The sequence below is a fragment of the Promicromonospora sp. CA-289599 genome (genome assembly GCF_050936155.1).
Lineage (GTDB): Bacteria > Actinomycetota > Actinomycetes > Actinomycetales > Cellulomonadaceae > Promicromonospora.
Map to the genome: position 1 here is coordinate 2,286,587 of NZ_JBNJNI010000001.1, position 25,439 is coordinate 2,312,025.

The window sequence follows — 25,439 nt, forward strand, 5'->3', positions numbered from 1 at the left end:
CGGGCTCAGCCACGCCGCGCCTCGAAGAACTCGCGGAGCAGCGCCCCGCACTCCCCCTCGCGCACGCCGCCGAGCACCTCCACCTCGTGCAGCGCACGCTGGTCGCGCACGAGGTCCCAGACGGAGCCGGTGGCGCCCGCCTTCGGGTCCCACGCGCCCAGCACGAGGCGTCGCACCCTGGCCTGCACGAGCGCGCCCGCGCACATCGGGCACGGTTCGAGCGTCACCACCAGCGTGCAGCCGGTCAGGCGCCACTCGCCGCGCGTCGCGGCGGCGGCCCGCATCGCGAGCACCTCGGCGTGGGCGGTCGGGTCCCCCGTCGCCTCCCGCTCGTTGTGCCCGACGCCGACGACCCGTCCCACCTCGTCGAGCACCAGGGCGCCGACCGGTACGTCGCCGGTGTCGAGGGCGCGGCGCGCCTCGTCGAGCGCGACGCCCATCCAGCTCTCCCAGTGCGCGCGGCGCTCGGCGACGCTCATCGCGCTCAGCCCCTCCGACGTGTCAGACACAGAAGTCACCATAGTGACCCGCACGTCTGACAACCCGGTGTGGCCGACGCGCGGTGTGGGCCTGGCAACGTTCAGGGCCTCCACGCGGTCCTGGCGGGCAACTGCCCGGTAGCGTGGGACCCATGCGCCTCCACGTCGTCGATCATCCGCTGGTCGCCCACAAGCTGACCGTCCTGCGGGACGAGACAACTGCCTCGCCCACCTTCCGCCTGCTCGTCGACGAGCTCGTCACGCTCCTGGCCTACGAGGCCACGCGGGACATCGCCACCGAGCCGCACGAGGTCAGGACTCCGGTCGCCACCATGACGGGCACCCGCCTCGCGTCGCCGCCGCCGCTCGTGGTGCCGATCCTGCGTGCCGGCCTGGGCATGCTCGACGGCATGAGCCGCCTGCTCCCGACGGCGGAGGTCGGGTTCCTCGGTCTCGTGCGCGACGAGGAGACGTTCAAGGCCGTCACCTACGCGAACCGCCTGCCCGACGACCTCACCGGCCGGCACGTGTTCCTGATCGACCCGATGCTCGCCACCGGCGGCACCCTGGTCGCCGCCATCGACTACGTGCTGGAGCGCGGCGCCCGCGAGGTGACGGCGGTCTGCCTGCTGGCAGCCCCCGAGGGCATCCAGCTCCTCGAGGAGCACGTGGGCGACCGCGCGAACCTGACCGTCGTCGTGGCAGCGGTGGACGAGCGGCTCAACGAGAAGGCCTACATCGTGCCCGGCCTGGGCGACGCGGGCGACCGCCTGTACGGCATCGTCTGACGCTCAGGCGTTACGCCTGGTCGGCGGGCTCACCCATGCAGGTGTCGAAGCCGTGCCACGGCCACCGGTTCTCCGTGCGCGGGACGGCCGACGTCTCGCTCCTGCCCAGGGCAGCCGGGTTCGCGTCCAGGGTCGGTTCGCACTCGGCGCCGATGCAGTTCTGGCCCCGAACGCCGTACGACCACTCCACCTCGTGGGTCCTGCCCTCGAGCTGACGGTAGAGCCGCACGGTGACCGAGCCCTCGGTGCTGATAGGGGTCTGCCGGGTGAGCGCGAGAGTGGTGGGCTGCCCGGCAGGCACCGGCTGGTCGGCGCCGATCTCGTTGCTGCTCTCGCGGACCAGCGTGCCCGTCCAGTCGCGTCCGGTCCGGTTGTCCACCGTCGCCGTGAGCTGTACCTGGGAGTCGGCGGAGCACTGCGTCGCGGTTCCGACCGTCACGGCCTCGCCGGGCCACTTGAGCTCGGCGCACGACTCGAACGAGACGTTCGTCGTGTCCAGCACCTTGCCCCCGGCCGTGATCTCGGAGGTCTCGGTGCCCCAGGCGACCGGGTACTCGATCACCTGGGTCTGTCCGGCCTCCACGGTCCTGGTCACGTCACCCACGTGGAACCGCACGGGCAGCGTCGACCTGGTGTTGTCGGCGGTGAAGGCGAACTTCTGCACCGAGCGGTCCTGCTCGGCGTCGAACTCGCAGGCTCCTGCGATCACGGGCCTGTCGCCCAGCGCCGGGGCGATGGTCGCGGCGCCGTAGTGCGCGGTCGGGTTGTCCTCGGACACGACAGCCCGGGCAGGCACGTCGCCGTCCTCGTCCTTGCCCTCCCGTGCGAGGCGGAAGACCGCCTCACCCTCGGGCACCATCGCGCTACCGGTGTCGACGGTAAGTGTCTGAGTTCCGCCTGGCGTCACGGGGAGGGACACCGACTTCATGGCAGTGCCGTCGACCGTGACCACCATGTCGACCCTCATGGTCTCGTCCGAGGTGTTGGTCACCTTGCCCTCGACCGTCACGGTGCCGCCCGTGTTCATCGTCCGCGCGCTCACCTCGGTCGACCAGGACGGCTTGTAGCAGTCCACTGCCTGGTGGTCGCCCGCCGGCACAGGCGTCTTGTAGGTCTGGCCGTCCACGTCGGTAGCCAGGACGAAGACCGCCTGGCCCGCCGGGAGCCGCAGTCCGTCGTGCACCGTCAGCTCGATGGACTCCCCGGGTGCGAGACTCTTGCCCGTGGAAGCACTGGTACCGGCCGCCTGGAGGGCTACCCGCACCGTGCGCTGAGTCGTGTTGGTGTACGCGCCGGTCACCACGGCGTCGGCGGTACCGGTTCCACCCTCGGCGAGGCAGGAGGCCGCGACCGTGCCCACACCGTCGGCGGCCTTCGCCCAGGCGGACGTCACGGTCACCGTCGCGGTGGTGGAGTACGCGGAGCCCCCGGTGACGACCGGACGGATGTTCGCGACGCCGAGCTCCGTGGCCTCCGCCGACGAAGCATCGACCACGGACGTGACGTTCAGCGCGACGGCGCGGGCGTCACCGGGCTCGACGGCGGTTGCCCCGTCGGTGCCCGCGCGCGGGGCGCAGAACCAGGCCCTCGACGACTCCATCGCCGTGCAGGACAGCTCGGGCTGCGTCTCGGCGGGCCTGACGCCACCGGGCAGTGACACCACGACGCCCCAGTCCGCGGGCACCGTGCGGTCGCCGGTGCTGTTGAGGCGGATCGGCAGCGCGGCGGTCCCTGGGCTGCCCAGCGAGACGTTGTCGGTCGACGCGGACAGCTCCGGGCCGAACGACGCGACCGCACGGTCCGCGAGATCGATGGTCACGTGGTCGAGACCGTCGGCCCAGACCTCGGCGCCGATCGGGTAGTCGCCACCGGCGTTGGCCCGGACGGGCACCTCGACGCGGTGCGCCTGTGCCGGTGCGACCTCACCGAGCGTGCAGAGCAGCACGTTCGCCTGCTCGGTCGGGTTACAGGCGATCGGGCCGTCGTTCGGAAGCGGTCCCACCGTGGCAGGCGCGCTGGGCGACGCACTCGGCTCGGCCTGCGTCTCGCCGTCGGGCACGCTCTCGGGATCGGACCCCGTGCCGGCGGCGCTGCTCTCGCCCGAGTCAGCTTCGGGCGTCTGGGTCCCGGTGTCGTCGGGGCCTTCGGTCGGCTCCGCGGTGTCCTGGACCAGCCGTCCGCCCACACCCGTGCCGAACGGTCCTTCGTGCGGCGTCATGGTCAGGCCGGGGGGAAGCGTGAGCTCCAGCTGCGTACCTGTCGCGGCGACCTCGCCCGCGTTCGTGATGGTGAACCCCAGGATCTGGTGCTCGCGCGGAGCCAGCGGGCTCGAGGCGTCGGTGTAGTCGACGCGGAGAACTGCTTGCGTGCTCGGGTCCGGCTCGATGTCGGTGTCGGACGGCGACACCGGCTTGCCGTTGATCTCCTCGGTGCCGGGCAGCCCACGGCCGTCCGCGGTGCTGATGACGCTGTCGTTGGCCACCGGCTCGGGGTCGCTGGGTCCCGCGATCTGCAGCGCCGCGACCATGCTGACGGTGGCGACGGCGATCGCGCCGGCCGCCACGCTGCCGCCCGTCGCGGCGGCGAACGCACCGGCGGTGGCGGAGACCGCGGACGACACCGCACCCGAGAACGTGCCGGTCGAGGCCACACCGACAGTCGCTGTCGCCGCCGGCGCGCTTCCGACGGCCGCACCTGCGCCCGCCTTGGCCGCGACGAAGATGCCACCGATCGGTGCACCGGCGCCGACGAGAGCCAGCCCGCCCGCACCGAGCACCAGCGGGGCGATGACCGTCTTCATGCCGTGCGCGACGTCGTGCAGCTCGAGCACCAGGGCGCTGCAGGTGCCGCAGGTCTCCAGGTGGTCGGCGATCTTCGTGGTCTCCCGCTTGGACAGGCTGTCCCGCACGTACCCGCCGAGCAGCGGGTTCACGGAGCGGCACATGTCCGAGGGGGCATGCGTCAGGTGCTGCTGCAGGTAGCCGGCCCGCAGCGCTTCCTTGGCCCGGTAGAGCAGCGCGGAGACGCCGTTGGGGCTGAGCCCCAGCACCGGCGCCACCTGCGCGGGCTTCAGGTCGTCGACCAGGACGTACCAGAGCACCTCGCGCCAGCGCTCGGGGAGGTCGAAGTAGGCCTTGGAGACCACGCTGCGCTCGAAGCCGGCGAGCGCGGGGTCCTCGTCGGAGGCGACCCGGCCGACCACCGACTCGATCTCGTCGTCGGTGCTGGGGCGCATCCGTGCGGCGCCGCGGGACACGTCGAACGACCGGTGGCGGACCACCGTGTACAGGTAGGGGCGGAACCCTGCGTCGGGGCCTGCGCCGCGACGAAGCATCTCGAAAAGCTTGCTGAACGCGTCTGCGACGACATCGTCGGCGTCAGCGGGCGAGACGTACTGCCGCGCGAGCGCTCGCGCGGCCCCTGCGTGGCGCTCGTAGAGCACGCCAAATGCTTCACGGTCACCTGACCTGACCTGCAGGATCAGTTCCGCGTCACTCGGGGTTCCCCCCGTGCTGCTCTCGGCTTGCTTCACGTCTACCCAGACTCTCGGCTGTGTCCTGCCCATGACTATAGAGCCCCGTCGGCGTTTTAGGGGTGGAAAAAACATCTCTGACGTCATGTTCGGGTGAAGTGCGGTACACCACCGCCGAAGGTGCGTCATGATGTATCCCCGTGAGGGTCCCTTCATCATGAGTGAGTCACAGCAGGAGGCGCGGGTGCGTGTGCATGACCTGCGCGAGCGGTGGCGCGCTACGAGTCTGGCGTCGGTCTGGATCCGACCGAACGACTGGGAGCATCCAGCCGCCGAAGCGCTGGCAGAGGCTTTGGCCGAGGGCCGCGGAGTGATAGCACCCGCGGAGCGTCTTGGTGCCGCGCGGGCGTCCGTCGGCGCCGGGATCACCGAAGCGCTGGACGACGTCGCCTGTCTGTACGCCGCGTTCGGCCGCCCCACCGACGTCGGTGCGCTGCGCGCCGCGGCGATCGGCTGGGTAGGAGAGCGCGAGCGGGTCCCCTACCAGATAGCCACGCACGACCCGTCAACAGGTCTGCCGACCGGCGAGTACCTGGGCGAGCGCCTGCGCGAGACCTACGGCATCGCGCAACGCGCCGGCTCCACCGCCGGAACCACCCACTGCCTGCTGGTGCTCGACGTCGGCCTCGACAGCCTCGACACCTGGCAGCGGCTCGCGCGATCGGCGGCGATCGGCCGCACCCTGCACCAGGTCTTCGGCGAGGGACATCCGATGGCCGCCGTCGGCGACGGCACCTTCGTGGTGCTGTGCGAGCGTGGCCCCGCCACCGCGGAGCTCGGTCAGTCGCTGCGCCGCGTGGTGGAGCGCAACGCGGAGGTGCTCGGCCTCACCACCGAGGTGCGCAGGCCGACCCGGGTGTGGGTGGAGCGCCTGCCGGGGACGCACGACGACGCGCTGCTGCTGCTGGACCACCTGGCTCGCTGAGCCGCCGGACCGCGGACGTCGAACCGCGCGCCTCGGACGAAGACCCGAACGAAGAACAGAGCGCCCGCTCACCGTCGAGCGGGCGCTCTTGCGTTGTCCTGGCTCCGTCTGTTCTGGCTCCGTCGCGTTCTTGCAGAGCCGGTCAGCGCTCCTGGAAGGTGAGGCAGTCGGCATGCCCCGGCTGCTCGGGCCCGGCACCCACGCGGATCGAGGCGGCGCCGCACTCCAGGTGCTCGTTGTGCACGCACTCGCCGCGCTGGCACGCACCGACGTGCGCGATCACCTTGTCGAGACCGCCCTTGGTGCTCAGCGGGATGAACGTCGCACAGGAGGCGTCACCCTCGTGACCCGCGATGGTGACGGCGCCGGCGTGGCAGCCGTGGTCGTGGTTGTAACCGCAGCCGTCGATCGAGCACTCGGCGACCTCAGGCATTTCCATCAGCGTGCTCATGACTCACTCCTCGTTGGTCCGCACTTGAACATCCGGAATGGCTCGATCATATTCCGGAAATGCAGAACGCGTAGAGCAAGGAATGCCTTACCTATCTTTCCGACGCATTATCGAAAGAATTGCGTTACCGAAATTGGTCGGCGGCCGGGGGCGCTCAGTCCTCGCGCCGAGGTGACGGCCGCCAGAGCACCACTGCTCCACCACCGACGCCGCGATGCTCGAGGTCGACGCGCATCGCCGCGCTCCGGACCCGCTGGCCACGCTGCACGACGACGACGTCGCCGGCGGCCGGACCCGCAGCGAACACGCGGCCCTCCTCCTGGACCCGCATCAGCAGGTCACCGAGGCGTTCCTCCAGGACCGAGACGTGCGCCTCGAGGGCGAGGATCCGCTTGATCCCGGCCAGGTTGATGCCCTCGACCTGCGCGAGCCGCTGTACCTGCAGAAGACGCGCGACGTCCCGGCGCGAGTAGCGGCGGCCACGGCCACGGGTGCGCCGGGGTACCACCAGGCCGAGCCGGTCGTACTGGCGCAGCGTCTGGGGATGCATACCCGCCAGCTCCGCTGCCTTGGAGACGGTGAGCACGGGTGCGTCGTCGTCAACCATGTGCCCCTCCTTGTCTCGTTCGCTCGGAACTGCGTGCGGGCAGGTCAACCGACGGCGGCGCGGTGGGGTCCGTGCCCCACCGCGCCCGAGATCATTCCACCGCCCGCTCGGCCAGTCCGGCGCGCACGTCCTCGCCGTCGCTCTCCGCGGCGAACGTCTCGATCGCCTGCTTGGCCTTCTTGCTGAGCTTCTGCGGCACGACAACCTGGACGCTGACGAGCAGGTCGCCGTTCGCGGTCGCCGTGTGCACGCCGCGCCCCTTGACGCGCAGCGACCGTCCCGACGGGGTCCCCGCGGGCACCTTCAGCCGCACGGTCGAGCCGTCGAGGGTCGGTACCTCCAGCGTGGTCCCAAGTGCGGCCTCGGCGAACGTGACGGGCACGGTCATGCGCAGGTCGAGCCCGTCCAGCGTCCACACGGGATGGGGAGCCACGTGCACCGTCACCACCAGGTCACCCGCGGGGCCACCCGCGACGCCCGGCTTGCCCTTGCCACGCAGCCGGATCTTCTTGCCGTCGTTGATCCCCGCCGGAATCCGGGCGGTGATGGTGCGGCCGTTGACCTCGAGCTCGGCGGTCGTGCCCTCCACTGCCGCACGGAACGGCAGCGTGACCTGCGCGACGACGTCGGCCCCCTTTGTCGGCGCGCCGAAGCCAGTCGGGCCGGCCGAACCGTAGGCAGACCGGCCCCCGGCGCCGAACATCGAACCGAGGATGTCCTCGAAGCCCGGGGCGGCACCACCGCCCTGCGAATAGCGGACCCGCGGTCCGCCGCGGCCGGCGGCACCCTGCCCACCGCCGAACATGGCGCCCATGATGTCCTCGAAGCCGCCCGTCCCGGCGCCACCGGGACCGGCAGAGAAGCGAGCACCACCGGCCATCGCACGCACCGCGTCGTACTGCCGGCGCTGCTCCGGGTCGGACAGGACCGCGTAGGCCTCGCCGATCTCCTTGAACTTGTTCTCCGCGGCCGCGTTGCCCTGGTTCTGGTCGGGGTGGTGCTGGCGCGCCAGCTTGCGGTAGGCCTTCTTGATGGCCGCGTCATCGGCGTCCTTGGGTACGCCGAGCACGGCGTAGAAGTCCTTCTCCATCCAGTCCTGACCGGTCATGGCACCTCCTTCCGCTTCGATATCGGTGGTCGGGCTTGCCGAGACCTTGGTCCCGGCAAGCCCGACCACCGAGAAGTCACTCCGGTCCGACGACGCCCACGCGTGCCGCCCGGACCACCTTCTCGCCGATCTTGTACCCGGGCTCCACCACGAGGTTCACCGTGGAGGCCGTCGCGTCAGCGTCGGTCGAGTGCATGAGCGCCTCGTGCAGGTTGGGGTCAAACTCCTCCCCCACCTTGCCGAACCGCTCGACACCGAACTTCTGCAGGCTCTGGTCGAGCTTCTCGGCGATCGCCGCCATGGTTCCGCTCAGCTCGCCGTGCTGCTTCGCGCGCTCGACGTCGTCGAGCACGGGCAGCAGCGCGGCCAGCACGTCCTGCACACCCCGGTTCCGCGCGGCCTCCTGGTCGCGCAGCGCCCGGTTGCGGTAGTTCGTGAAGCTGGCCCGCTCGCGCTGCAGCGCGTCCAGGTTCTCCGCGGCCTCGGCCTTCGCCTTGAGGACCTCGGAGGCCTCAGCCGCCTCACCGGACGGCTCGAAGTCGAGTCCTTCCAGCGGGTCGGCGTCGGTCTCGGCAGGCTCGACCACCGGGGTGGACTCCTCCACCGGGGCGGTCTCGCCGTCCGGGGCAGGGTCGTCCAACGGTTCGGCCGGACGGCTCTGCTCGCCGGAGTTGTTCACCTTGCGCTTGTCCGTGAAGTGGAAGGGGTGCTCCTCCGAGCCCTCGGGCTCGGGGGTCCCCTGCGGGTTCTCTTCGGTCACTTGCGCTCTTCCTCGTCGTCCACGATCTCGGCGTCGACGACGTCCTCGTCAGCGGTGGACTGGGCGTTCGCCTGCGGTGCGCCGTCGGCGCTCTGCGGTGCCGCCTGCTCGGACGCGTACAGCGCCTCGCCGATCTTCTGCGAGGACGCACCGAGCTTCTCGTACGAGGTCTTGACGGCCTCGGCGTCCTCGCCCTCGAGCGCGGACTTGACCGCGGCGATGTCCGCCTCGACCTCGGTGACGACCTCTGCGGGGAGCTTGTCACGGTTGTCCGCGATCTGCTTCTCCATGGAGTACGCGAAGGCCTCGGCCTGGTTGCGGGTGTCCGCCTCCTCGCGACGCTTCTTGTCCTCCTCGGCGTGCAGCTCCGCGTCCTTGACCATGCGGTCGATGTCGTCCTTGGGCAGGGCCGAACCGCCGGTGATCTTCATCGACTGCTCCATGCCCGTGCCGCGGTCCTTGGCGGACACGTGCACGATGCCGTTGGCGTCGATGTCGAACGTGACCTCGATCTGCGGCACGCCACGCGGTGCGGGCGCGATACCGGTGAGCTCGAAGACACCCAGCGGCTTGTTGTCGCGCGTGAACTCACGCTCGCCCTGGAACACCTGGATCGCCACGGACGGCTGGTTGTCGTCGGCGGTGGAGAAGACCTCGCTGCGCTTGGTCGGGATGGCCGTGTTGCGCTCGATGAGCTTGGTCATCACGCCACCCTTGGTCTCGATGCCGAGGGACAGCGGGGTGACGTCGATCAGCAGGACGTCCTTGCGGTCACCGGTGATGACGCCGGCCTGCAGGGCGGCGCCGACGGCGACGACCTCGTCCGGGTTGACACCCTTGTTGGGCTCGCGGCCGCCGGTCAGCTCCTTGATGACCTCGGTCACGGCGGGCATGCGGGTGGAGCCACCCACGAGCACGACGTGGTCGATGTCCGAGACGGAGATGCCCGCGTCGCGGATCACGGCGTGGAACGGTGCCTTGGTCCGGTCGATGAGGTCCTGCGTCATCTGCTGGAACTGAGCGCGCGTGAGCTTCTCGTCCAGGTGGATGGGGCCGTTCTCGCTCATCGACAGGTACTGCATCGAGATGTTGGTGCTCGTCGAGGACGAGAGCTCCTTCTTGGCCTGCTCGGAGGCCTCGCGGAGCCGCTGCAGCGCGATCTTGTCCTTCGACAGGTCGACGCCCGAGGAGTTCTTCACCTGCTTGATGAGGTACTCCACGACGCGCTGGTCCCAGTCGTCGCCACCGAGGCGGTTGTCACCGGAGGTGGCGCGCACCTGGATGGTCGAGAAGTCGTCCTCGTCCTTGCCCACCTCGAGCAGGGAGACGTCGAACGTGCCGCCACCGAGGTCGAAGACGAGGATGAGCTCGTCCTCCTTGCCCTTGTCCAGGCCGTACGCGAGGGCGGCCGCGGTGGGCTCGTTGACGATGCGCTTGACGTCGAGACCCGCGATCTGGCCCGCGTCCTTCGTGGCCTGGCGCTCGGCGTCGTTGAAGTACGCCGGGACCGTGATCACGGCCTCCGTGACGGGCTCACCGAGGTACTCCTCGGCGTCGCGCTTGAGCTTGCCCAGGATGCGGGCCGAGATCTCCTGCGGCGTGTACTTCTTGTCGTCGATGCTCACCGTCCAGTCGGTGCCCATGTGGCGCTTGACCGACGAGATGGTGCGGTCGACGTTGGTGACCGCCTGACGCTTGGCGACCTCACCGACCAGCACCTCGCCGGTCTTGGAGAACGCGACCACCGACGGGGTGGTCCGCGAGCCCTCCGCGTTGGCGATGACGGTGGGCTCTCCACCCTCGAGGACGGTCACCACCGAGTTCGTGGTGCCGAGGTCGATACCTACTGAGCGTGCCATGTGACTGCCTTCCTCCGACAGATTGAGTCTTCTGCACTCAACTTAAGCCGGAGCTCGCGTGGAAGCAAGCCCGCACCCGTAAAGTTGAGTCCACTTCGCTCAACCTCGTTCAGGGCCGAAAAGTTCCCGGTGGCACGCGTCCGTGTGACGGCCACGCGGTGCGACACGCCGTCGTAGGCCCTGTTTCGCCCCTGTCAACAGGCGCGACGCCCTGACCTGCGGTACACAAGGGTGCACGACCGAGGCCACAGGGGTGGGGGCAGCGGACGCGTACCCCGCGGGCCTGCCCGCGGGTGCCTGATGCCCGGGACCCCGGGCCTCTACGGGGGGAGACCACCATGGCAAGCATCCACGGAAGCTCGTTGTCGATAGCGCTCCTGACAGCCTTGCTCGATCCCGAGGAGGACGGTCTCAGGTCACCGCACGTCCAGGACCTCCTGCAGGAGGCTCTCGAGACCCGCGAGGACGCGCGCGACGTGATCGTCGCGCTGCTCGCATCGTCCGGCTCGATGCTGCGGCAGATCAGCTACCACAACGAGCAGGAGCCGCTCGAGTCCCTGCAGAAGGTGGCTCTGGGCTTCCAGCGCAAGGTCGTGCAGCTGCCCAGCTGAGTCAGCTCGCGGTCCGCGCCGCAACCGACTCGGCGTCCCGCAGCAGGCGGAGCGCGTTACCGCTGGTCAGCTTGCCAAGGTCGGCATCGGACCAGCCGTTGTCCCCGAGGGCCGAGAGCAGGCGGGGATAGCCCGTCACGTCCTCCAGCCCGTCAGGGAGGGTGGGGGTCCCGTCGTAGTCGCCGCCGAGTCCCACGTGGTCGACGCCGGCGACCTCGCGGACGTGCTCGACGTGCGCGACGACGTCGGCCAGGGTGGTGCGGGGCTGCGGGTGCAGGGACCGCCACTCGGCGATGAAGGGCTCGAAGGCCCCGAGGTCGGTGTTCTTAATGCCCTGGGCCGCTGCTGCCTCCGCGCCGGTCGCCCGCCACTCGGCGACGGCGGGTGACACGAACTGCGGCACGAACGTGACCATGCAGACGCCGCCGTTGGTCGCGAGAGCGGCCAGGACGTCGTCGGGCACGTTGCGGGGGACGTCGCAGACGGCGCGGGCGCTGGAGTGGCTGAACACGACCGGGGCCGAGGTGACGCGCAGGGCGTGGCGCATGGTGCCGGCGGAGGTGTGCGAGAGGTCCACGAGCATGCCGAGTCGGTTCATCTCGCGCACGACGTCCTCGCCGAACGGGGAGAGCCCGCCCAGCACCTCGTCATCGGTGGCCGAGTCGGCCCAGGGCACGTTGTCGTTGTGCGTGAGGGTCATGTAGCGCACCCCGAGCGCGTGGAGCATGCGCAGGACGGCGAGGGACTCGTCGATGGAGTGGCCGCCCTCCGCGCCCATGAGCGAGGCGATCCGCCCGTCCGCCCACGCCTGCTCGACGTCGGCGGCGGTCAGGGCGAGCCGGAGCGTGTCCGGGTACCGCTCGACCATGCGGTGCACGCAGTCGATCTGTTCGAGCGTTGCCGTGACCGCCGCCCCGCCCTGAAGCTGAGCGGGCACGTAGACGGACCAGAACTGGGCGCCGACGCCGCCCTCGCGCAGCCGCGGCAGGTCGGTGTGGGTGGTGGTGAGCCGCTGCGCGATGTCGACGGCGGAGAGGTCGTAGGCCGACTGTTCGCGCAGCTCCCACGGCAGGTCGTTGTGCCCGTCCCAGACGGGCTGCTTCTCGAGGAGTGCCGCGATGCGGTCTGCGGTGGTCTCGGCCGTCGTCATGGGGCGACGCTACCGCGCGCTCCCGCGACGGTTCAGTTGATCCACTGCCAGCGGCAGCCGGCGGTCGCGAACCCGTTCGCGTGCCCAGAGCCGTCCAGTTGGATGCTCGTGGGCTCCGTCACCACGCCGCGGCTGACCACGGCGGGTTCGCCGTAGAAGCCCTCGTAGAAGGTGTAGGTGCACGGCTCGCCGGCGATGGCCGGACCGGTGGTGGAGTACGTGCCGTGCTCGAGGTGGTCTCCCAGGACGTAGACGCCGTTCGTGGCCGTCGAGTGGCTCGTCCTGACCATCCCTGGGTAGTACTTGATCCAGACGCCGCACTGGTGGTTCGTGTACACGGTGTAGTCGACGGGAAGAACCGTGAACATGCGCTGGCCCGATCCCACGTCCTGGGCGAGCTCGGTCCCGTCGCGTCGCTGGCGCGCCCAGACGCACTCGCTGGTGGGGCCAGCCTGCGCGATGTAGGTCGTCGGGACCACGCCGGTCGGCTCCTCCCCCACGTAGATGGGCTCGCCGAGATCGTCGGCCTTCCACCGCACGGCCGACGCCAGCACCTCGGCGGTCGCCGCGCTGCGCCGCACCGCCGTGCCCCAGCCCGCCCGGTAGGTGCGCACGGTCACGGTGATCTTCTTCTTGTAGTCGGTCCCCGTCAGCGTGTACTTCGACGTCGTGGCCCCGGAGATCGGCCGGTTGTCGGCGTACCACTGGAAGGAGAACGTCGTCGGCGTGGGCGACCAGGTGCCGCGGATCGCCGTGAGCGTGGAGCCCACGCGCTTGGTGCCGGAGATCACCGGGTTCGGAGACTTCGAGTATGCGCCCCCGACCCGCACGTCCGCGGACGGCGGGACCAACTTTCCCTGGAATCCGGGCTTCGTCAGGTACATCCTGACCGAGATGAGGTGACCCCTCCACTCGGGCCTGACGGTCAGCGTGGTCCGCGTCGCGCCCCGGATGCGCTCCCCGTCGAGCCACCACCGGTACTCGACGGAGTCGGGCGCGGGCACGGCCGACGGCCGGAAGACGGTCAGCGTGGCACCAGGCGTCGCGACGCCGAGGATCCTCGGAGGCGCCTGGGAGAACCTCCCGAACTCGACGGGCTCCGCGGGCCCGCTGGTCCGGCTCACCGAGGTGTAGCCCTCCCGGGAACCATCGAGCCGGACGGTGAGCCTCTTGCCGACCTGCTCCGCGGTCGGCGAGAAGGCGAACCCGGTCGCGCCGCTGATCGGCACGCCGTCCGCGAACCACTGATAGGTGAAGGTGGTGCCGGAGGTCCACGTGCCCGCGTGCGCCAGGAGCGTCCCGCCCACCCGGACCCAGTCGGTGTTCGTCGTGTTGATTCTCGGGGTGGACGACTCCAGGGGGACGTCGGAGATCTCATGTGTCTCGGCATTCCCGTCGGGCGCGGCGACGGCGACCACCGGTGTCACGAGGAGCGTCAGAGCAGCGGCCGAGGCCAGGGCTCTGGAGAGGCGTCGTACGGCTGAGTGCATGACTACTCCCGGGGCTGGTGCGCCCAGGATGCCCAGGCGCGCTGGGCCTGCATCTGGCAGGACTCTTGTCAAGAACGTAGCCCTCCCAGCCGCTGAAGTTCCCCGGAATCACCCGGGACGTTCCGAGGCGCGTCGGGCGAAGGCTCAGCCGATGCGCTTCCAGCTGCAGCCGGCCGTCTCGAAACCGACTGCGGACGACGGCATCGTGATGGTCGTAGCCTCCGTCACGGTGCCCTGACCGATCACCGCGTCCTGGCCGTAGAAGCCCTTGTAGAAGGTGTACGCGCACGACGTGCCGGCGACAGCCGGGCCGGAGGTGGAGTACACACCGCGTTCGAGGTGGTCACCGAGGGCGTAGACGCCGTCAGCGGCCGTCACGTCGCTGGGTGTGACCATCCCGGGGTAGTACTTGATCCAGACGCCGCAGCTCTCGCTCGCAAAGGCGGTTTCATCGGTGTCGATCACCTTGAACAAGCGCTGGCCCGATCCGACACTGGAGCCGAGCACCTCGGTGGCAGACCGGCGCTCCCAGGTGCACTCGGCCGAGCGCGCCTGCGCGATGTAGATCGTCGCAAGCACGCCGTCCGGCCCCACCGGCCGGGCCTGCTCGTCGTCGCCTACCCACCGCCTGGCCGGCGCCAGCACCTCGCTGGTCGCCGCGCTACGCCGCAGCACCGTGCCGTAGCCCGCCCGGTAGGAGCGCGCGGTCACGGTGATCTTCTTGCCGTAGTCCCTGGGCTTCAGCGTGTACGCCGACCTCGTGCCCCCGGCGATCCGCTGCCCGTCCGCGTACCACTGGAACGAGAACGACGACGGCATGGGCGACCAGGTACCGCGCGCGACCCTCAGCGAGGAGCCCACGCGCAGGGTGCCGGAGATCACCGGGTTCGGGGACCTCGTGTACGCGCCACCGACCCGTGCAGCCGGGGACGTGACTCTCTCGACGACGTACCCGGCCTTCTCCACGGTCGCGGTGACCGTGATCTCGTGTCCCCTCCAGGCGGGCCTCATGGTCAGCTCGCTCTTGTTCGCGCCCCGGATGGACTCCCCGTCAAGCCTCCACCGGTAGGAGAAGAGGGAGGCGTCCGAGGGGACGGGCGGGGGCTTGGTGGCGGTCAGCGTGGCGCCGGGCGTCGCGCTGCCGACGATCACCGGCAGCCCCTGGGAGATGTACCCCACATGGATGAGGGACGTGGCCGCGCTGGTCCGGCTCGCCGGGACGTAGCCCTCCCGGGAGCCGTCGAGCCGGACCGAGAGCCTCGTGCCACGGTGCTCCCAGGTCGGCGCGAAGGTGGATCCCGTCGCGCCGCTGATCGCCTGGCCGTCGGCGAACCACTGATAGGTGAACTGGGTACCGGACGTCCACGAGCCCGCAAGTGCTCGCAGGGTGGAGCCCACCCGGAGCGTGCCGCTGATCGTCGGCGTCGATGTCTCCAGGGGGAGATCGTGTGTCTCCGCGCTGGTGACGGTGGTCGGGCTGCCGGCGTCGACATTCCCGCCGGGTGCGGCGACGGCGACCGCCGGTGTCACGAGGAGCGTCAGAGCAGCGGCCGAGGCCAGGGCTCTGGAGAGACGTCGCACGAGTGGATGCATGGCTGCTCCCGGAGCTGGGGCGCCCAAGATGCCAGGCGCGCTGGGCCTGCGTTCGGCAGGACTCTTGTCAAGAACGTAACCCTCCCCGCCGATCGAAGTCGCCGAAACTCCGAGGAGATCACCCAGGGGCTCGGCTACCCGGCGAAGCGGTCAACAAGATCGTCAACGAGATCCCAGAGGAGAGGTGCGGCGGCGAAGTACAGCGTGAGGCCCGCGAGAAACACGATGCCCCCGACCGCTCGACGTCCACGAGCAGCTCGACCTCGCCGTGCCGCCGGAGCCACGTGGAATACGCGATCACGAGCTGTGGTCCGCAGCGCACCCGAAGCTCTCGTGTGCCGAAGTACCTGATGTTGACGGTGTGCCCGTCGATGTGGACCGTGGCGACCCCTGGGACCGATGCTTGCGCTGACGTGCACCCGTACCAAACTGTCGTACACGCCGCCCTCACTCATGCCGGGTGAAGAAGCCATCGTCAAGAGTTGGATCCCCATCGTGATAGGCGTGTGAAGGGTCAGAAACGGGGAGCCGCACCGAGACAGACTCGGCGCGACTCCCCGGACCCAGACGAACCTTCGGTCAGCCGATCCGCTTCCAGCGGCAGCCGGCCGTCTCGAAACCGACTGCGGACGACGGCATGGTGATGGTGTGGGCCGACGACACCTCGCCCCGGCTCAGGACGCCTCCGGCGCCGTGGAAGCCCTTGTAGAAGGTGTACCGGCACGAGGTCGCGGCGTTCGTCGGCCCCGTCGTGGAGTACACGCCGCGCTCGAGGTGGTCGCCGAGAGCGTAGACGCCGTTCGCGGCCGTCGAGGCGCTCGTCTTGACCATCCCGGGGTAGTACTTGATCCAGGTGCCGCAGCTCTCGCTCGCGAAGACGCTGTCATCGGTGCCCAGCACCCTGAACAGGCGCTGGCCCGATCCGAGGGTGTAGGCGAGCACCTCGGTGGATGACTGGCGCGCCCAGTCGCAGGTGGCCGAGCCCGCCTGCGCGATGTAGGTCGTCGGAGCGATGTCGCCCTTACCCACTGGGAAAGCCCAGTCGTCGTCACCACGCCACCGCACGCCCGACGCCAGCACCGCGCCGGTCGCCGCGCTCCGCCGCAGCACGGTGCCGTAGCCCGCACGGTAGGAGCGAGCGGACACGGTGATCTTCTTGCCGTAGTCGCTGCCCTTCAGCGTGTACGCCGACTTCGTGGCCCCGGAGATCCGCTGACCGCCCGCGTACCACTGGAAGGAGAACGACGACGGGGTCGGCGACCAGGTACCGCGCGTGACCTTGAGCGTGGAGCCCACCCGTGTGGTGCCGGAGATCACCGGGTTCGGAGACCTCGTATAGGCGCCCCCGACCCGTGCAGCCGGGGACGTGACGGTCTTGACGACGTACCCGGACTTCGCCACGGACGCGCTGACCGTGATGTCGTGGCCCCTCCACTCGGACCGCATGGTCAGCGTGCTCCGCGTCGCGCCCCTGATGGAGCGCCCGTCGAGCCGCCACCGGTAGGAGACGGAGACGTCCGAGGGGACTGCCGCGGGCCGGGAGACGGTCAGCGTGGCACCGGGTGCGGCGGAGCCGATGATCACCGGCGGCCCCTGGGAGATGACCCCCACGGCGACGGCGGACGTGGCACCGCTGAGCCGGCTGGCCGCGCTGTACCCGGCGCGGGAGCCGAAGACCCGGACCGTGAGCTTCTTGCCACGGTGCGTGGCGGTGGGCGTGAAGGTGAACTTGGTGGCGCCGCTGATGACGGTCCCGTTGGCGTACCACCGGTAGGTGAACTGGGTACCCGGCGTCCACGAGCCGGCGAGCGCGCGCAGGGTGGAACCCACGCGGACGGTGCCGTTGATCTTCGGGGTCGACGCCGTCAGGGCGCCGATGGTGATCTCGGGCGTCTCGACGCTGGTCGTGGAGGTGGGCGTGTAGCCGTCGGCAGAGCCGGTGACGGTGACGGACAGCTCAGCACCGAGGTCGGCGTCGTCCGGGGTGTAGGTCGACTTCGTTGCTCCCGCGATCATGTCGCCGTCCCGGCGCCACTGGTAGGTGAACGCCGCGACGGGGCTCCAGGGAGCGACCGAAGCGGTAAGGGGCGCGCCCACCCGGTAGTCGCCGGAGACGGTCGGCACGGTCGTCGTGAAGGTCGACTCCTGCGCCATCTCGTAGGCCGCCAGGACGTCGAGCTTGCCCTCGCCCCAGACGTTGTTGTCGTCGGCGGTGCCGCCGCACGACGGGTCGTTCACGTCGTGCGCCGTCCCGTCCAGGATGGTGCGGGTCGCCTGCACGTTGCCGACCAGGTCAGGCTCGGCGTCCCACAGCAGCGCCACGGCGCCGGCGACATGCGGGGCGGCCATGGACGTGCCGGCCTTGAAGCCCGACTTCCGGCCCGGCAGGGTCGACAGGACGTCGACGCCCGGTGCCGCGATGTCCGGCTTGACCGTGCCGCTCTGCCCGGGACCGCGCGAGGAGAACTCGGCGATCTTCCCGCTCTGGGCGAATGCGCCGACCGCGTAGTTGACGGTCCGGGAGGCCGGGGATCCCGCTGCCTCGCACCCGAGCCCGCCCGCGTTCCCGTTGGAGAACGTGGCGAAGATACCGGCGGCCTCCCAGGCCGTGACGATGTCCTCCATGAACGGGTCCGTCGAGAAGTCCGCACCCCACGAGTTGTTCACCACGTGGGGCCGCTTCGTCGTGTCCGGGACCGGGTTGGCCGAACCCTGGTCGTAGGGGGCCAGGATCCACTCGCCGGAGGCGATCAGAGCCGCGTCCGTCAGCCCACCGCCGGCACTGGCAGCGGCGGCGGCGATCCACTCGGCGCCGGGTGCGACGCCGACGGCGCGGTTCACACCGCCGCCGTCCTGCACCGTGCCGCCGACCATGGTGCCCATGGTGTGCGTGCCGTGGCCGTTGTTGTCGTGGGGGTCCTGTCGCCCGTCGACCGAGAAGTAGTTGTAGGCATCAGGATCTGCCTCGCCCGCGCCGCGGTACTGCCCGGACAGCGCGGGGTGGGCGCCGTCGACTCCCGAGTCGATGTTGGCCACCACGATGCCGTCGCCGGTGATGCCCTCGTTCCACAGGTCGTCAGCGTTGATCGCCGCGATGCCCCACGTGGGTCCGGCCGCTGCCGCGGCCTCGTTCGCGGCGCCCGTCGTCTCCACCGGATCCGGCGCCTCGTAGTGCGTCCTCGGACGCACCTCCAGCACCTGCGTGTCCGCTGCCAGGTCCTTCGCCAGGTCCAGCGAGCCGTCCTCGACGAGGATCGCGTTGGTGGCCCAGTGGGAGGTGTACTCGGTCCCGGCCGCCTCCAGCTCCGCCACCGCGTCCTTCTGGGACGCCTCGGCGGCCGCGAGGAGCGTCTCGTAGACGTAGTCGCCGCGCTCCGACCAGCTCGTGATGCCCTCGGCCTCCGACAGGTCGGGCTTCTCGGCGAACCGCAGCCAGAAGTCGGTGGTCCCGTCGGAGGCGAAGGCCCGGTTGGCCCCGGCGGTGAACTTGTCCGCCGGGTCGACGAGGCGGGGCGCCCGCTGGGGGTCGGACGAACCGACCGGCCGAGGGCTGGGTTCTGGCGCGGCGACCGCTGCGCTCGGTACTGCCAGGAGCGCCAGGACAGTGGCCGCGGCCAGAGTCCTGGTACGACGTCTCGTGCGAGGGTGCATGGGTTCTCCAGGCTGGGGCGCGCCGGGGTACCGGGCGCAACTGGACCTGCGCGGGGCAGGGGTGTGCCGTGAAGATACCGCCCGAGATCAGGCAAAAACGGCAAAAATCCTGGAAATCACCCGGGTGATTTCCAGGGTCAGATCCGGCCGCGCAGCCTGTCGATATCGCGCCGCTCGCGCTTGGTGGGCCGCCCCGTCCCGCGGTCGCGCAGCCCGACGGCCTCCCGCTCGACGCGCGTCGGCAGGGCCGGGCTGTGGTCCAGGTACGCCTTGACCGCGATCGGGGCGCCCACCCGCTTCAGCACCAGCTCCACGACCTCGACGTCGCGGTCCCGGAGCGGGTCGCGCCACGTCACGCGGTCACCGACGGCCACGGACGCCGACGCCTTGGCGACCTTGCCGTTGATACGGACCCGGCCGCTGCGGCAGAGGTCGGCCGCGACCGACCGGCTCTTGGTCAGCCGCACCGCCCACAACCACACATCGATGCGCATCGCCCCATCCTCTCACCGCCCCACCCCGTTGAGTGCTGGGTATTTGTGCACTTTCGGGCCTGCGACCCGCAAATACCCAGCACTCAACGAAGGTGGTCAGGTTGTGGCTCGGACCCAGCGGGGGTCCGACGTCGTCACCTCGTGGGGGGCGCCCGTGATCGTCAGCAGCTTGCGGGCCGCCGGCGGGGTGGCGGCGTCGTCCGGGATCGGGGCCTCGTCCGGCAGGTCGTTCGGCTCGTCCAGGTCGGCGATGCCCTCGGCCACCACTCTGACAACGCTGTCGGCCGCATGCGCACCTACCCACACCTCGACGTCGCCGGGTTCGACCACCCGCGTCATGCTGCGGTCGGTGAACGCGAAGCGAGTCGTCGGCACATCGAACGTGACGGTCGTGGACTCCCCCGGCTCGAGCGTGACGCGGTGGTAGCCGAGCAGCTGCGCCGTCGGCCGCGCGACGGAGCCCAGCACGTCGCGCCCGTACAGCTGGACGACGTCGGACCCCGCCACCCCACCGGTGTTCGTGACCGTCACGACGGCGCTGAACGTGCCGCCCGCTGCCACCACCCGGTCCACGGAGACCAGCTCGCGCGCGAACGTCGTGTACGACAGGCCGAACCCGAAGGAGCGCGGCGTCGTCGAGTCGGTGGACGTCACCTCGGACGCACCGCCGAGGATCGGGTGCAGGTACGAGTAAGGCTGCGCACCGCTGGAGCGCGGGAGCGACACGGGCAGGCGTCCCGAGGGGTTCACCCGGCCCGAGATGACGCCGGCGAGCGCGCTGCCTCCCTCCTCGCCCGGGAAGAACGCCTGGAGCACCGCCCCGGGCGTCCTGGCACCGGCCGCGCCGGAGCCCTGGGCGCCGTCGAGCGCCCAGCCCACCGCGTACGGACGGCCGGTGATCAGCACCATGACGACAGGCTTGCCCGCGGCGAGCACCGCCTCGACGAGCTCGCGCTGCACGCCGGGCAGCTCCAGCGACTCGCTGTCGTTGCCCTCGCCCACGGTGCCCCGGCCGAACAGCCCCGCCTGGTCGCCGACGACGACCACGGCGACGTCGGCGGCCTCCGCGGCGGCGACGGCCTCCGCGAAGCCGGAGGTGTCGTCGCCCTCGACGTCGCAGCCGCGGGCGAACGTGAGCTCGGGCGCGGGCAGGCCCGCACGGTCGAACTCGACGGCCAGCGCGTCGGCCACCGACGGGATCTCGAACCCGGTCGGGACGCCGGGGAAGTGCGCGAGGACGTGGTTCGCGAACGAGTAGCAGCCCATCAGCGCCTCGGGGCGGGCCGCGTTCGGCCCGATCACCGCCACGCGGGCAGGCTTGTCGTGCCACGAACCGAGGGGCAGCACGCCGTCGTTCGAGAGCAGCACGACCGACTCCTCGGCGAGCCGCCTGGCCACGTCGCGGTGTGCCGGCGAGTCCAGGTCGACGGCGGCGGGCGGGGCGCCGTCGTACGCGTCCGGCTCGAGCAGCCCGAGCTCCTCCTTCTGCTTCAGCGCGCGGAGCACAGCCCGGTCCACCGTCTCGACCGGCACCGTCCCGTCCGTGACGAGCGCGGCGAGCGGTTCGAGGTACGCGTCACCGGACGGCAGCTCGACGTCGACGCCCGCCTCCAGCGCGGCCGCGGCGGCCGCACCCCGGTCGGCGGCGATGGCGTGCATGACGGTCAGGAACGCGACGCCGAAGTAGTCGGCGACCACTACGCCGTCGAACCCCCACTGCTCGCGGAGCAGACCCGTCAGGTACTCGCGCGACGAGTGCATGGGTACGCCGTCGACATCGTTGTAGGACGCCATCACGGAACGCACCCCGCCGTCGAGCACCGCCATCTCGAAGGGCGGGAGGTAGATGTCGGCGATCTCGCGCGGGCCGGCGCTCACCGGGGCGTGGTTGCGCCCGGCCTTGGAGCCGGAGTAGGCGACGAAGTGCTTGAGCGTGGCGTGCACGCCCGCCCCCTGCAGCCCGCGCACGTAGGAGGTGCCGACCGTCCCGACGAGGTACGGGTCCTCGCCGATGCACTCGTCGACCCGTCCCCACCGGGGGTCGCGGACGACGTCGAGCACCGGGGCCAGCCCCTGGTGGATGCCGAGCTCACGCATGGACTCCCCGATGAGCCGGCCCATCTCGGCCACGAGCTCCGGGTCGAACGACGCGCCCCACGCGAGCGGCGTCGGGAAGGTGGCCGCCTGCCAGGCCGCCAGGCCCGTGAGGCACTCCTCGTGCACGAGCGCGGGGATCCCGAGGCGCGTCTCGCGCTTGAGCCTCCGCTGCTCGCCCCACAGCCACGCCGCCCGCTCCACCGGGTCCACCGGTCGTGTGCCGTACACGCGGGTGTAGTGGCCCAGGCCGTTCTTCGTGGTCTCCTGGAGCGAGCTGGAGCCCTGGCCACCGGCCATCTCGCCCTGCATCGGTGCCACGACGTTGCCGCCCTGGTCCAGCCAGTATCCGACCAGCTGGGCCAGCTTCTCCTCGAGTGTCATCTGTGCGTGCAGCTCGCGCACCCGCTCCGACACCTCGGGCATCGCCCGAAGCGCCACCGGCAGCTCCGTCATAAGAATCCTTTCTTGACTTGCGTGTACGACCTCGTGGACGACCTCGTAGGACGCGGCGCCGCCGCGCCGGGGTCAGCCCTTGACGGCTCCGGTGAGGCCGCCGACGATGCGCCGCTCGAACAGCGAGAAGAAGATCAGCGCGGGGATCATCGAGAGCGACGTGAACGCCAGCACCCGCGCGGTGTCGACCGAGTACTGGGAGGCGAACGCCTGGACACCCAGCGGCAGCGTGTACGACAGCTCGTCGTTCAGGATGAACAGCGGCAGCATGTACGAGTTCCACGACGCGACGAACGCCAGGATCCCCACCGTGACGACGCCCGGCAGCGACAGCGGCACGACCATCCGGAAGAAGAACCCGATGCGGCTCGCGCCGTCGATCGACGCGGCCTCCTCGATCTCCTTCGGGATGGCGCGCAGGAACGGCACCAGGATGATGACCGTGACCGGGAGCGCGAAGGCGATCTGGGGCAGAACGATGCCGCCGAGGGTGTTCATCAGGCCGAGGTCGCGGATCAGGATGTACAGCGGGGTGATCGCCACCGTCATGGGGAACATGAGACCGGCGGCGAACAGGGAGTACATGGCCCCGTTGAGCTTGAAGTCGTATCGCGCGAGCACGAAGCTCACCATCAGCCCGAGCGCCACCACACCGACCGTGGTCAGGATCCCGGCGATCGCGGAGTTGGCGACCTGGCGCCAGAACACCTCGCTCACGAGCACGCCGACGTAGTTGTCGATCACCCACGGACCGGGCAGGCCCGAGGGGTCGACGGTGATCTGCGCGTTCGTCCGGAACCCGCCCAGGACGATGAAGAGCACGGGGGCGATACAGACCCCGACGAAGAAGAACGCGATCACATAGGTCATCGGGTTTCCCCAGGCGACCTTCCGCGGCCGGCGGAGCTTCTGCGGGGCCTTCGTGGGAGCTTCGAGGAGCGTCGCCATCACTTCTTCCCTTCCGTGAGCGCGCCCTCGGTGTCCCGGCGCAGCACGTAGCGCTGGTAGACCAGCGCGATGACGAGCGAGATGACGAACAGCACCACGGCGACGGCGTTGCCGTAGCCGAAGTTCCCGGCCAGCCGCCCGTTCAGGACCATGTAGGTGGCCATCGTCGAGGTGCCCGCGGTCGCGGAGACGTACTGGCCCCAGATGATGTAGACGAGGTCGAAGAGCTGGAGCGAGCCGATGATCGACAGGAACGCCCAGATGCGGAGCGTCGGGCCGAGCAGCGGCAGCGTGATGGTCCGCTGGATCTGCCAGTACGAGGCGCCGTCGATCGAGGCCGCCTCGGAGAGCTCCTCGGGGATGCTCTGCAGGCCCGCGAGGAACAGGATCACGGCGAAACCGATGTACTTCCAGCTGATGATGAGCATCAGCGACCAGAGGGCGATCCTGGGGTCGGACAGCCAGTCGACGGCGAGGAACCCGAGGCCCATCTTGTCGAGCAGGCCGTTCACCGCACCGGAGGACTGGAGCATCAGGCTCCAGCCCGTGCCCACGATGACCTCCGAGATCACGTACGGCACGAAGATGAGGACGCGGATGATCGAGCGGCCGCGGATCTTCTGGTTCAGCAGGAGCGCGAGCGCGACGGCGGCCGGGCCCTGCATGAGCAGGGACAGCACGACGATGTAGCCGTTGTGCAGGAGCGCCTCGTGGAAGGCCGAGTCCTGAAAGATGATCAGGTAGTTGTCCAGCCCGACGAACTCCGTCGGCGGCCCGTACCCCTTCCACTTGAAGAACCCGTAGTAGGCCGCCAGGAAGACGGGGAAGATGACGAACGCCAGGAACACGACGATGGCGGGACCGGAGAGCAGCGTGATCTCGAGCGTCTTGGCCCAGTCGGTCCGCTTGCCTCGCCGCGGCCTACGGGCCGGGGACGACGTCTGCACGCCGCCCCCGGCCACCGTAGGTCCCTCAGGCGAGGCCGTCCGGGTTGCTGAGTTCTCGCCCAGGGAGTGAGTCATGTGGCTCGTTACTCCATTGCGGCCGCGGCGTTCACGGCGTCGACGATGGTCTGCGGGGTACCGTCGCCGGCCAGCATCTCCACGACGCCGGCGTTGAGCGCGTTGCCCACGTTCTGGCCGTAGAGCGTGTCGAGCCAGACCGAGACGTACGGGGCCTCGTTGTAGGCCTCGAGGATGGACTGCAGCGCGGGCTCGGTCACGACACCCTGCGCCTCCTTGCTGGCAGGCAGTGTCACGAAGGCCTCCGCGTAGGCCTCCTGGTGCTCCTTCTGCATGAAGAAGTTCAGGAAGTCGGCGCACTCCGGCGGGGCCTCGACGAAGCAGGAGTAGCCGTCGACGCCGCCCATGAACGCGGCCGGGTCGCCCGCGCCGTCACCGGTGTCCGGGAACGGGAACCAGTTGAGGTCCTCGAGCGGCTTCTCGTCGGGGGTCAGACCGGCGATGACGCCCGGGTTCCAGGCGCCCATGAGCTCCATGGCGGCCTTGTGGTTCGCGATGAGACCGGCCGAGGAGCCGGCGCCCTGCTGGGCCGTCGCGGTGAGGTAGCCGTCCTGGAACGGCTCGGTCCCGGAGAGGGCCTGCAGCTTCTCACCTGCGGCCAGCCAGCACGGGTCGTCGAAGCTGCGGGACGCGGCGGCCGTCTCGAGGGTGTCCTGCGAGCACTCGCGCAGCGCGAAGAAGTAGTACCAGTGCGCGGCGGGCCATGCGTCCTTGCCGCCCAGGGCGATCGGCGAGATGTCGGCCGCCTTGAGGTCCGCCACGGCGTCGTTGAGCTCGTCGACGGTGGTGGGCGGCGCGGTGATGCCGGCCTCGTCGAAGAGGTCCTGGCTGTAGAAGATGCCACCCGGGAGGACCGCGGTAGGCATGCCGTAGACCTTGTCGTCCACGGTGAAGGCGTCGAAGCCGGCGCCGACGTTGGTCCTCGTCGCCTCGTCGATCGTGTCGGTGAGATCCATGATCTGCCCGGCCTCGACGACGTCGGCCAGCTTGCCGCCGCCGCGCGCCATGAAGATGTCCGGCGCGTCGCCCGAGTTCAGGGCGGTCTGCAGCTTGCCGTCCATGTCCTCGTTCTGGATGGACTGGACGTCGATCGTCACACCGGGGTTGGCCGCCTCGAAGGCAGCGACCGTGTCTTCCCAGTAGGCCTTGCCCGGCCCGGTGGTGGAGTTGTGCCAGAAGGTCATGGAGACGTCACCGTCACCCGATCCTCCGTCGCTGCCGCCGGAACAGCCTGCGGCCAGCAGGGCAACCGTGGCGCCCAGGGCAAGAGTGCCCGCAGCCCGCGTCTTCCTCATCATTGTGGAACCCCTTGTAGTCGTCATCGACGGTCGGCAGGAGCCTGCCGGTGACGGACGACAGGTCCGTCACTCAGGAGACTGGCAGCCGGGCAGCGGTTTCGTCAAACGGTTTCGATATCGATT

19 protein-coding genes are annotated in these 25,439 nt (G+C 70.1%); 3 read left to right on the plus strand and 16 right to left on the minus strand.

The window, feature by feature from the left end:
* Window positions 1-5 precede the first annotated feature (5 nt).
* Window positions 6-440: a nucleoside deaminase gene (locus ACQEVI_RS10175; RefSeq protein WP_432905892.1), complete on the minus strand. Its 435-nt coding sequence runs from the start codon at window positions 438-440 to the stop codon at window positions 6-8.
* 191 nt (window positions 441-631) lie between these two features.
* On the opposite strand from ACQEVI_RS10175, the gene upp reads away from it, so the two are divergent.
* Window positions 632-1,267, plus strand: coding sequence for a uracil phosphoribosyltransferase (gene upp, locus ACQEVI_RS10180; protein ID WP_357511527.1), 636 nt, complete (start codon window positions 632-634; stop codon window positions 1,265-1,267).
* A 10-nt stretch (window positions 1,268-1,277) separates the two neighbouring features.
* On the opposite strand, the gene ACQEVI_RS10185 is transcribed toward upp, so the two are convergent.
* Complete coding sequence (locus ACQEVI_RS10185) at window positions 1,278-4,709, minus strand: sigma-70 family RNA polymerase sigma factor (protein ID WP_432897757.1); 3,432 nt, start codon at window positions 4,707-4,709, stop codon at window positions 1,278-1,280.
* 247 nt (window positions 4,710-4,956) lie between these two features.
* Between ACQEVI_RS10185 and ACQEVI_RS10190 the strand changes: the two genes are divergently transcribed.
* Window positions 4,957-5,724, plus strand: coding sequence for a hypothetical protein (locus tag ACQEVI_RS10190; protein WP_432897759.1), 768 nt, complete (start codon window positions 4,957-4,959; stop codon window positions 5,722-5,724).
* A 142-nt stretch (window positions 5,725-5,866) separates the two neighbouring features.
* Here the strand turns inward: ACQEVI_RS10190 and ACQEVI_RS10195 are convergent, their stop codons facing one another.
* The 5 genes from ACQEVI_RS10195 to dnaK form a co-directional block, all read right to left on the minus strand.
* On the minus strand, window positions 5,867-6,175 hold the full coding sequence (locus ACQEVI_RS10195; protein ID WP_432897762.1) for a DUF1540 domain-containing protein: 309 nt from the start codon (window positions 6,173-6,175) through the stop codon (window positions 5,867-5,869).
* A 154-nt stretch (window positions 6,176-6,329) separates the two neighbouring features.
* Entirely contained in the window at window positions 6,330-6,782 is a 453-nt protein-coding gene (locus ACQEVI_RS10200) for a heat shock protein transcriptional repressor HspR (RefSeq protein WP_116677167.1), read from the minus strand.
* 91 nt (window positions 6,783-6,873) lie between these two features.
* Window positions 6,874-7,890 (minus strand): DnaJ C-terminal domain-containing protein, encoded by a 1,017-nt coding sequence (locus ACQEVI_RS10205; RefSeq protein ID WP_432897765.1) that lies wholly within the window; start codon window positions 7,888-7,890, stop codon window positions 6,874-6,876.
* 76 nt (window positions 7,891-7,966) lie between these two features.
* Window positions 7,967-8,650: a nucleotide exchange factor GrpE gene (gene grpE, locus ACQEVI_RS10210; protein WP_432897768.1), complete on the minus strand. Its 684-nt coding sequence runs from the start codon at window positions 8,648-8,650 to the stop codon at window positions 7,967-7,969.
* Window positions 8,647-10,509 (minus strand): molecular chaperone DnaK, encoded by a 1,863-nt coding sequence (gene dnaK / locus ACQEVI_RS10215; protein WP_432897771.1) that lies wholly within the window; start codon window positions 10,507-10,509, stop codon window positions 8,647-8,649. The genes grpE and dnaK overlap by 4 nt, the downstream gene beginning before the upstream one ends.
* 338 nt (window positions 10,510-10,847) lie before the next feature.
* On the opposite strand from dnaK, the gene ACQEVI_RS10220 reads away from it, so the two are divergent.
* Complete coding sequence (locus ACQEVI_RS10220) at window positions 10,848-11,120, plus strand: hypothetical protein (protein WP_026366117.1); 273 nt, start codon at window positions 10,848-10,850, stop codon at window positions 11,118-11,120.
* 1 nt (window position 11,121) lies between these two features.
* Here the strand turns inward: ACQEVI_RS10220 and ACQEVI_RS10225 are convergent, their stop codons facing one another.
* From ACQEVI_RS10225 to ACQEVI_RS10265, 9 genes are all read right to left on the minus strand, one after another.
* Window positions 11,122-12,270, minus strand: coding sequence for a dipeptidase (locus ACQEVI_RS10225; protein WP_432897775.1), 1,149 nt, complete (start codon window positions 12,268-12,270; stop codon window positions 11,122-11,124).
* Window positions 12,271-12,302: 32 nt separating this feature from the next.
* Entirely contained in the window at window positions 12,303-13,760 is a 1,458-nt protein-coding gene (locus ACQEVI_RS10230) for a hypothetical protein (protein ID WP_432897778.1), read from the minus strand.
* Between the two features lie 144 nt (window positions 13,761-13,904).
* Window positions 13,905-15,353, minus strand: coding sequence for a hypothetical protein (locus tag ACQEVI_RS10235; RefSeq protein WP_432897781.1), 1,449 nt, complete (start codon window positions 15,351-15,353; stop codon window positions 13,905-13,907).
* A gap of 579 nt (window positions 15,354-15,932) precedes the next feature.
* A complete protein-coding gene (locus ACQEVI_RS10240) occupies window positions 15,933-19,004 on the minus strand; it encodes a S8 family serine peptidase (protein ID WP_432897784.1) in 3,072 nt (1,023 codons plus the stop codon).
* Window positions 19,005-19,141: 137 nt separating this feature from the next.
* Window positions 19,142-19,498 carry an RNA-binding S4 domain-containing protein gene (locus ACQEVI_RS10245; RefSeq protein ID WP_432897787.1) on the minus strand — a complete coding sequence of 119 codons (357 nt, stop codon included), beginning with the start codon at window positions 19,496-19,498 and terminating at the stop codon, window positions 19,142-19,144.
* Between the two features lie 96 nt (window positions 19,499-19,594).
* A complete protein-coding gene (locus ACQEVI_RS10250) occupies window positions 19,595-22,048 on the minus strand; it encodes a beta-glucosidase family protein (RefSeq protein WP_432897790.1) in 2,454 nt (817 codons plus the stop codon).
* A 72-nt stretch (window positions 22,049-22,120) separates the two neighbouring features.
* Complete coding sequence (locus tag ACQEVI_RS10255; RefSeq protein ID WP_432897793.1) at window positions 22,121-22,996, minus strand: carbohydrate ABC transporter permease; 876 nt, start codon at window positions 22,994-22,996, stop codon at window positions 22,121-22,123.
* A complete protein-coding gene (locus ACQEVI_RS10260) occupies window positions 22,996-24,018 on the minus strand; it encodes a carbohydrate ABC transporter permease (protein ID WP_432897796.1) in 1,023 nt (340 codons plus the stop codon). Before ACQEVI_RS10260 ends, ACQEVI_RS10255 begins: the two co-directional genes overlap by 1 nt.
* A gap of 8 nt (window positions 24,019-24,026) precedes the next feature.
* A complete protein-coding gene (locus tag ACQEVI_RS10265; RefSeq protein WP_432897799.1) occupies window positions 24,027-25,316 on the minus strand; it encodes an extracellular solute-binding protein in 1,290 nt (429 codons plus the stop codon).
* Between the last annotated feature and the right edge of the window lie 123 nt (window positions 25,317-25,439).

Bases quoted from the DNA above. Each gene is read 5' to 3' on its own strand.
- ACQEVI_RS10225 (WP_432897775.1), bottom strand. From the start codon at position 12,270: ATGACGACGGCCGAGACCACCGCAGACCGCATCGCGGCACTCCTCGAG.
- ACQEVI_RS10220 (WP_026366117.1), top strand. From the start codon at position 10,848: ATGGCAAGCATCCACGGAAGCTCGTTGTCGATAGCGCTCCTGACAGCC.
- ACQEVI_RS10260 (WP_432897796.1), bottom strand. From the start codon at position 24,018: ATGACTCACTCCCTGGGCGAGAACTCAGCAACCCGGACGGCCTCGCCT.
- ACQEVI_RS10175 (WP_432905892.1), bottom strand. From the start codon at position 440: ATGGGCGTCGCGCTCGACGAGGCGCGCCGCGCCCTCGACACCGGCGAC.
- ACQEVI_RS10195 (WP_432897762.1), bottom strand. From the start codon at position 6,175: ATGAGCACGCTGATGGAAATGCCTGAGGTCGCCGAGTGCTCGATCGAC.
- ACQEVI_RS10265 (WP_432897799.1), bottom strand. From the start codon at position 25,316: ATGATGAGGAAGACGCGGGCTGCGGGCACTCTTGCCCTGGGCGCCACG.
- ACQEVI_RS10235 (WP_432897781.1), bottom strand. From the start codon at position 15,353: ATGCATCCACTCGTGCGACGTCTCTCCAGAGCCCTGGCCTCGGCCGCT.
- dnaK (WP_432897771.1), bottom strand. From the start codon at position 10,509: ATGGCACGCTCAGTAGGTATCGACCTCGGCACCACGAACTCGGTGGTG.
- ACQEVI_RS10240 (WP_432897784.1), bottom strand. From the start codon at position 19,004: ATGCACCCTCGCACGAGACGTCGTACCAGGACTCTGGCCGCGGCCACT.
- ACQEVI_RS10190 (WP_432897759.1), top strand. From the start codon at position 4,957: ATGAGTGAGTCACAGCAGGAGGCGCGGGTGCGTGTGCATGACCTGCGC.
- ACQEVI_RS10255 (WP_432897793.1), bottom strand. From the start codon at position 22,996: ATGGCGACGCTCCTCGAAGCTCCCACGAAGGCCCCGCAGAAGCTCCGC.
- upp (WP_357511527.1), top strand. From the start codon at position 632: ATGCGCCTCCACGTCGTCGATCATCCGCTGGTCGCCCACAAGCTGACC.
- ACQEVI_RS10230 (WP_432897778.1), bottom strand. From the start codon at position 13,760: ATGCACTCAGCCGTACGACGCCTCTCCAGAGCCCTGGCCTCGGCCGCT.
- ACQEVI_RS10205 (WP_432897765.1), bottom strand. From the start codon at position 7,890: ATGACCGGTCAGGACTGGATGGAGAAGGACTTCTACGCCGTGCTCGGC.
- ACQEVI_RS10200 (WP_116677167.1), bottom strand. From the start codon at position 6,782: ATGGTTGACGACGACGCACCCGTGCTCACCGTCTCCAAGGCAGCGGAG.
- ACQEVI_RS10245 (WP_432897787.1), bottom strand. From the start codon at position 19,498: ATGCGCATCGATGTGTGGTTGTGGGCGGTGCGGCTGACCAAGAGCCGG.
- ACQEVI_RS10250 (WP_432897790.1), bottom strand. From the start codon at position 22,048: ATGACGGAGCTGCCGGTGGCGCTTCGGGCGATGCCCGAGGTGTCGGAG.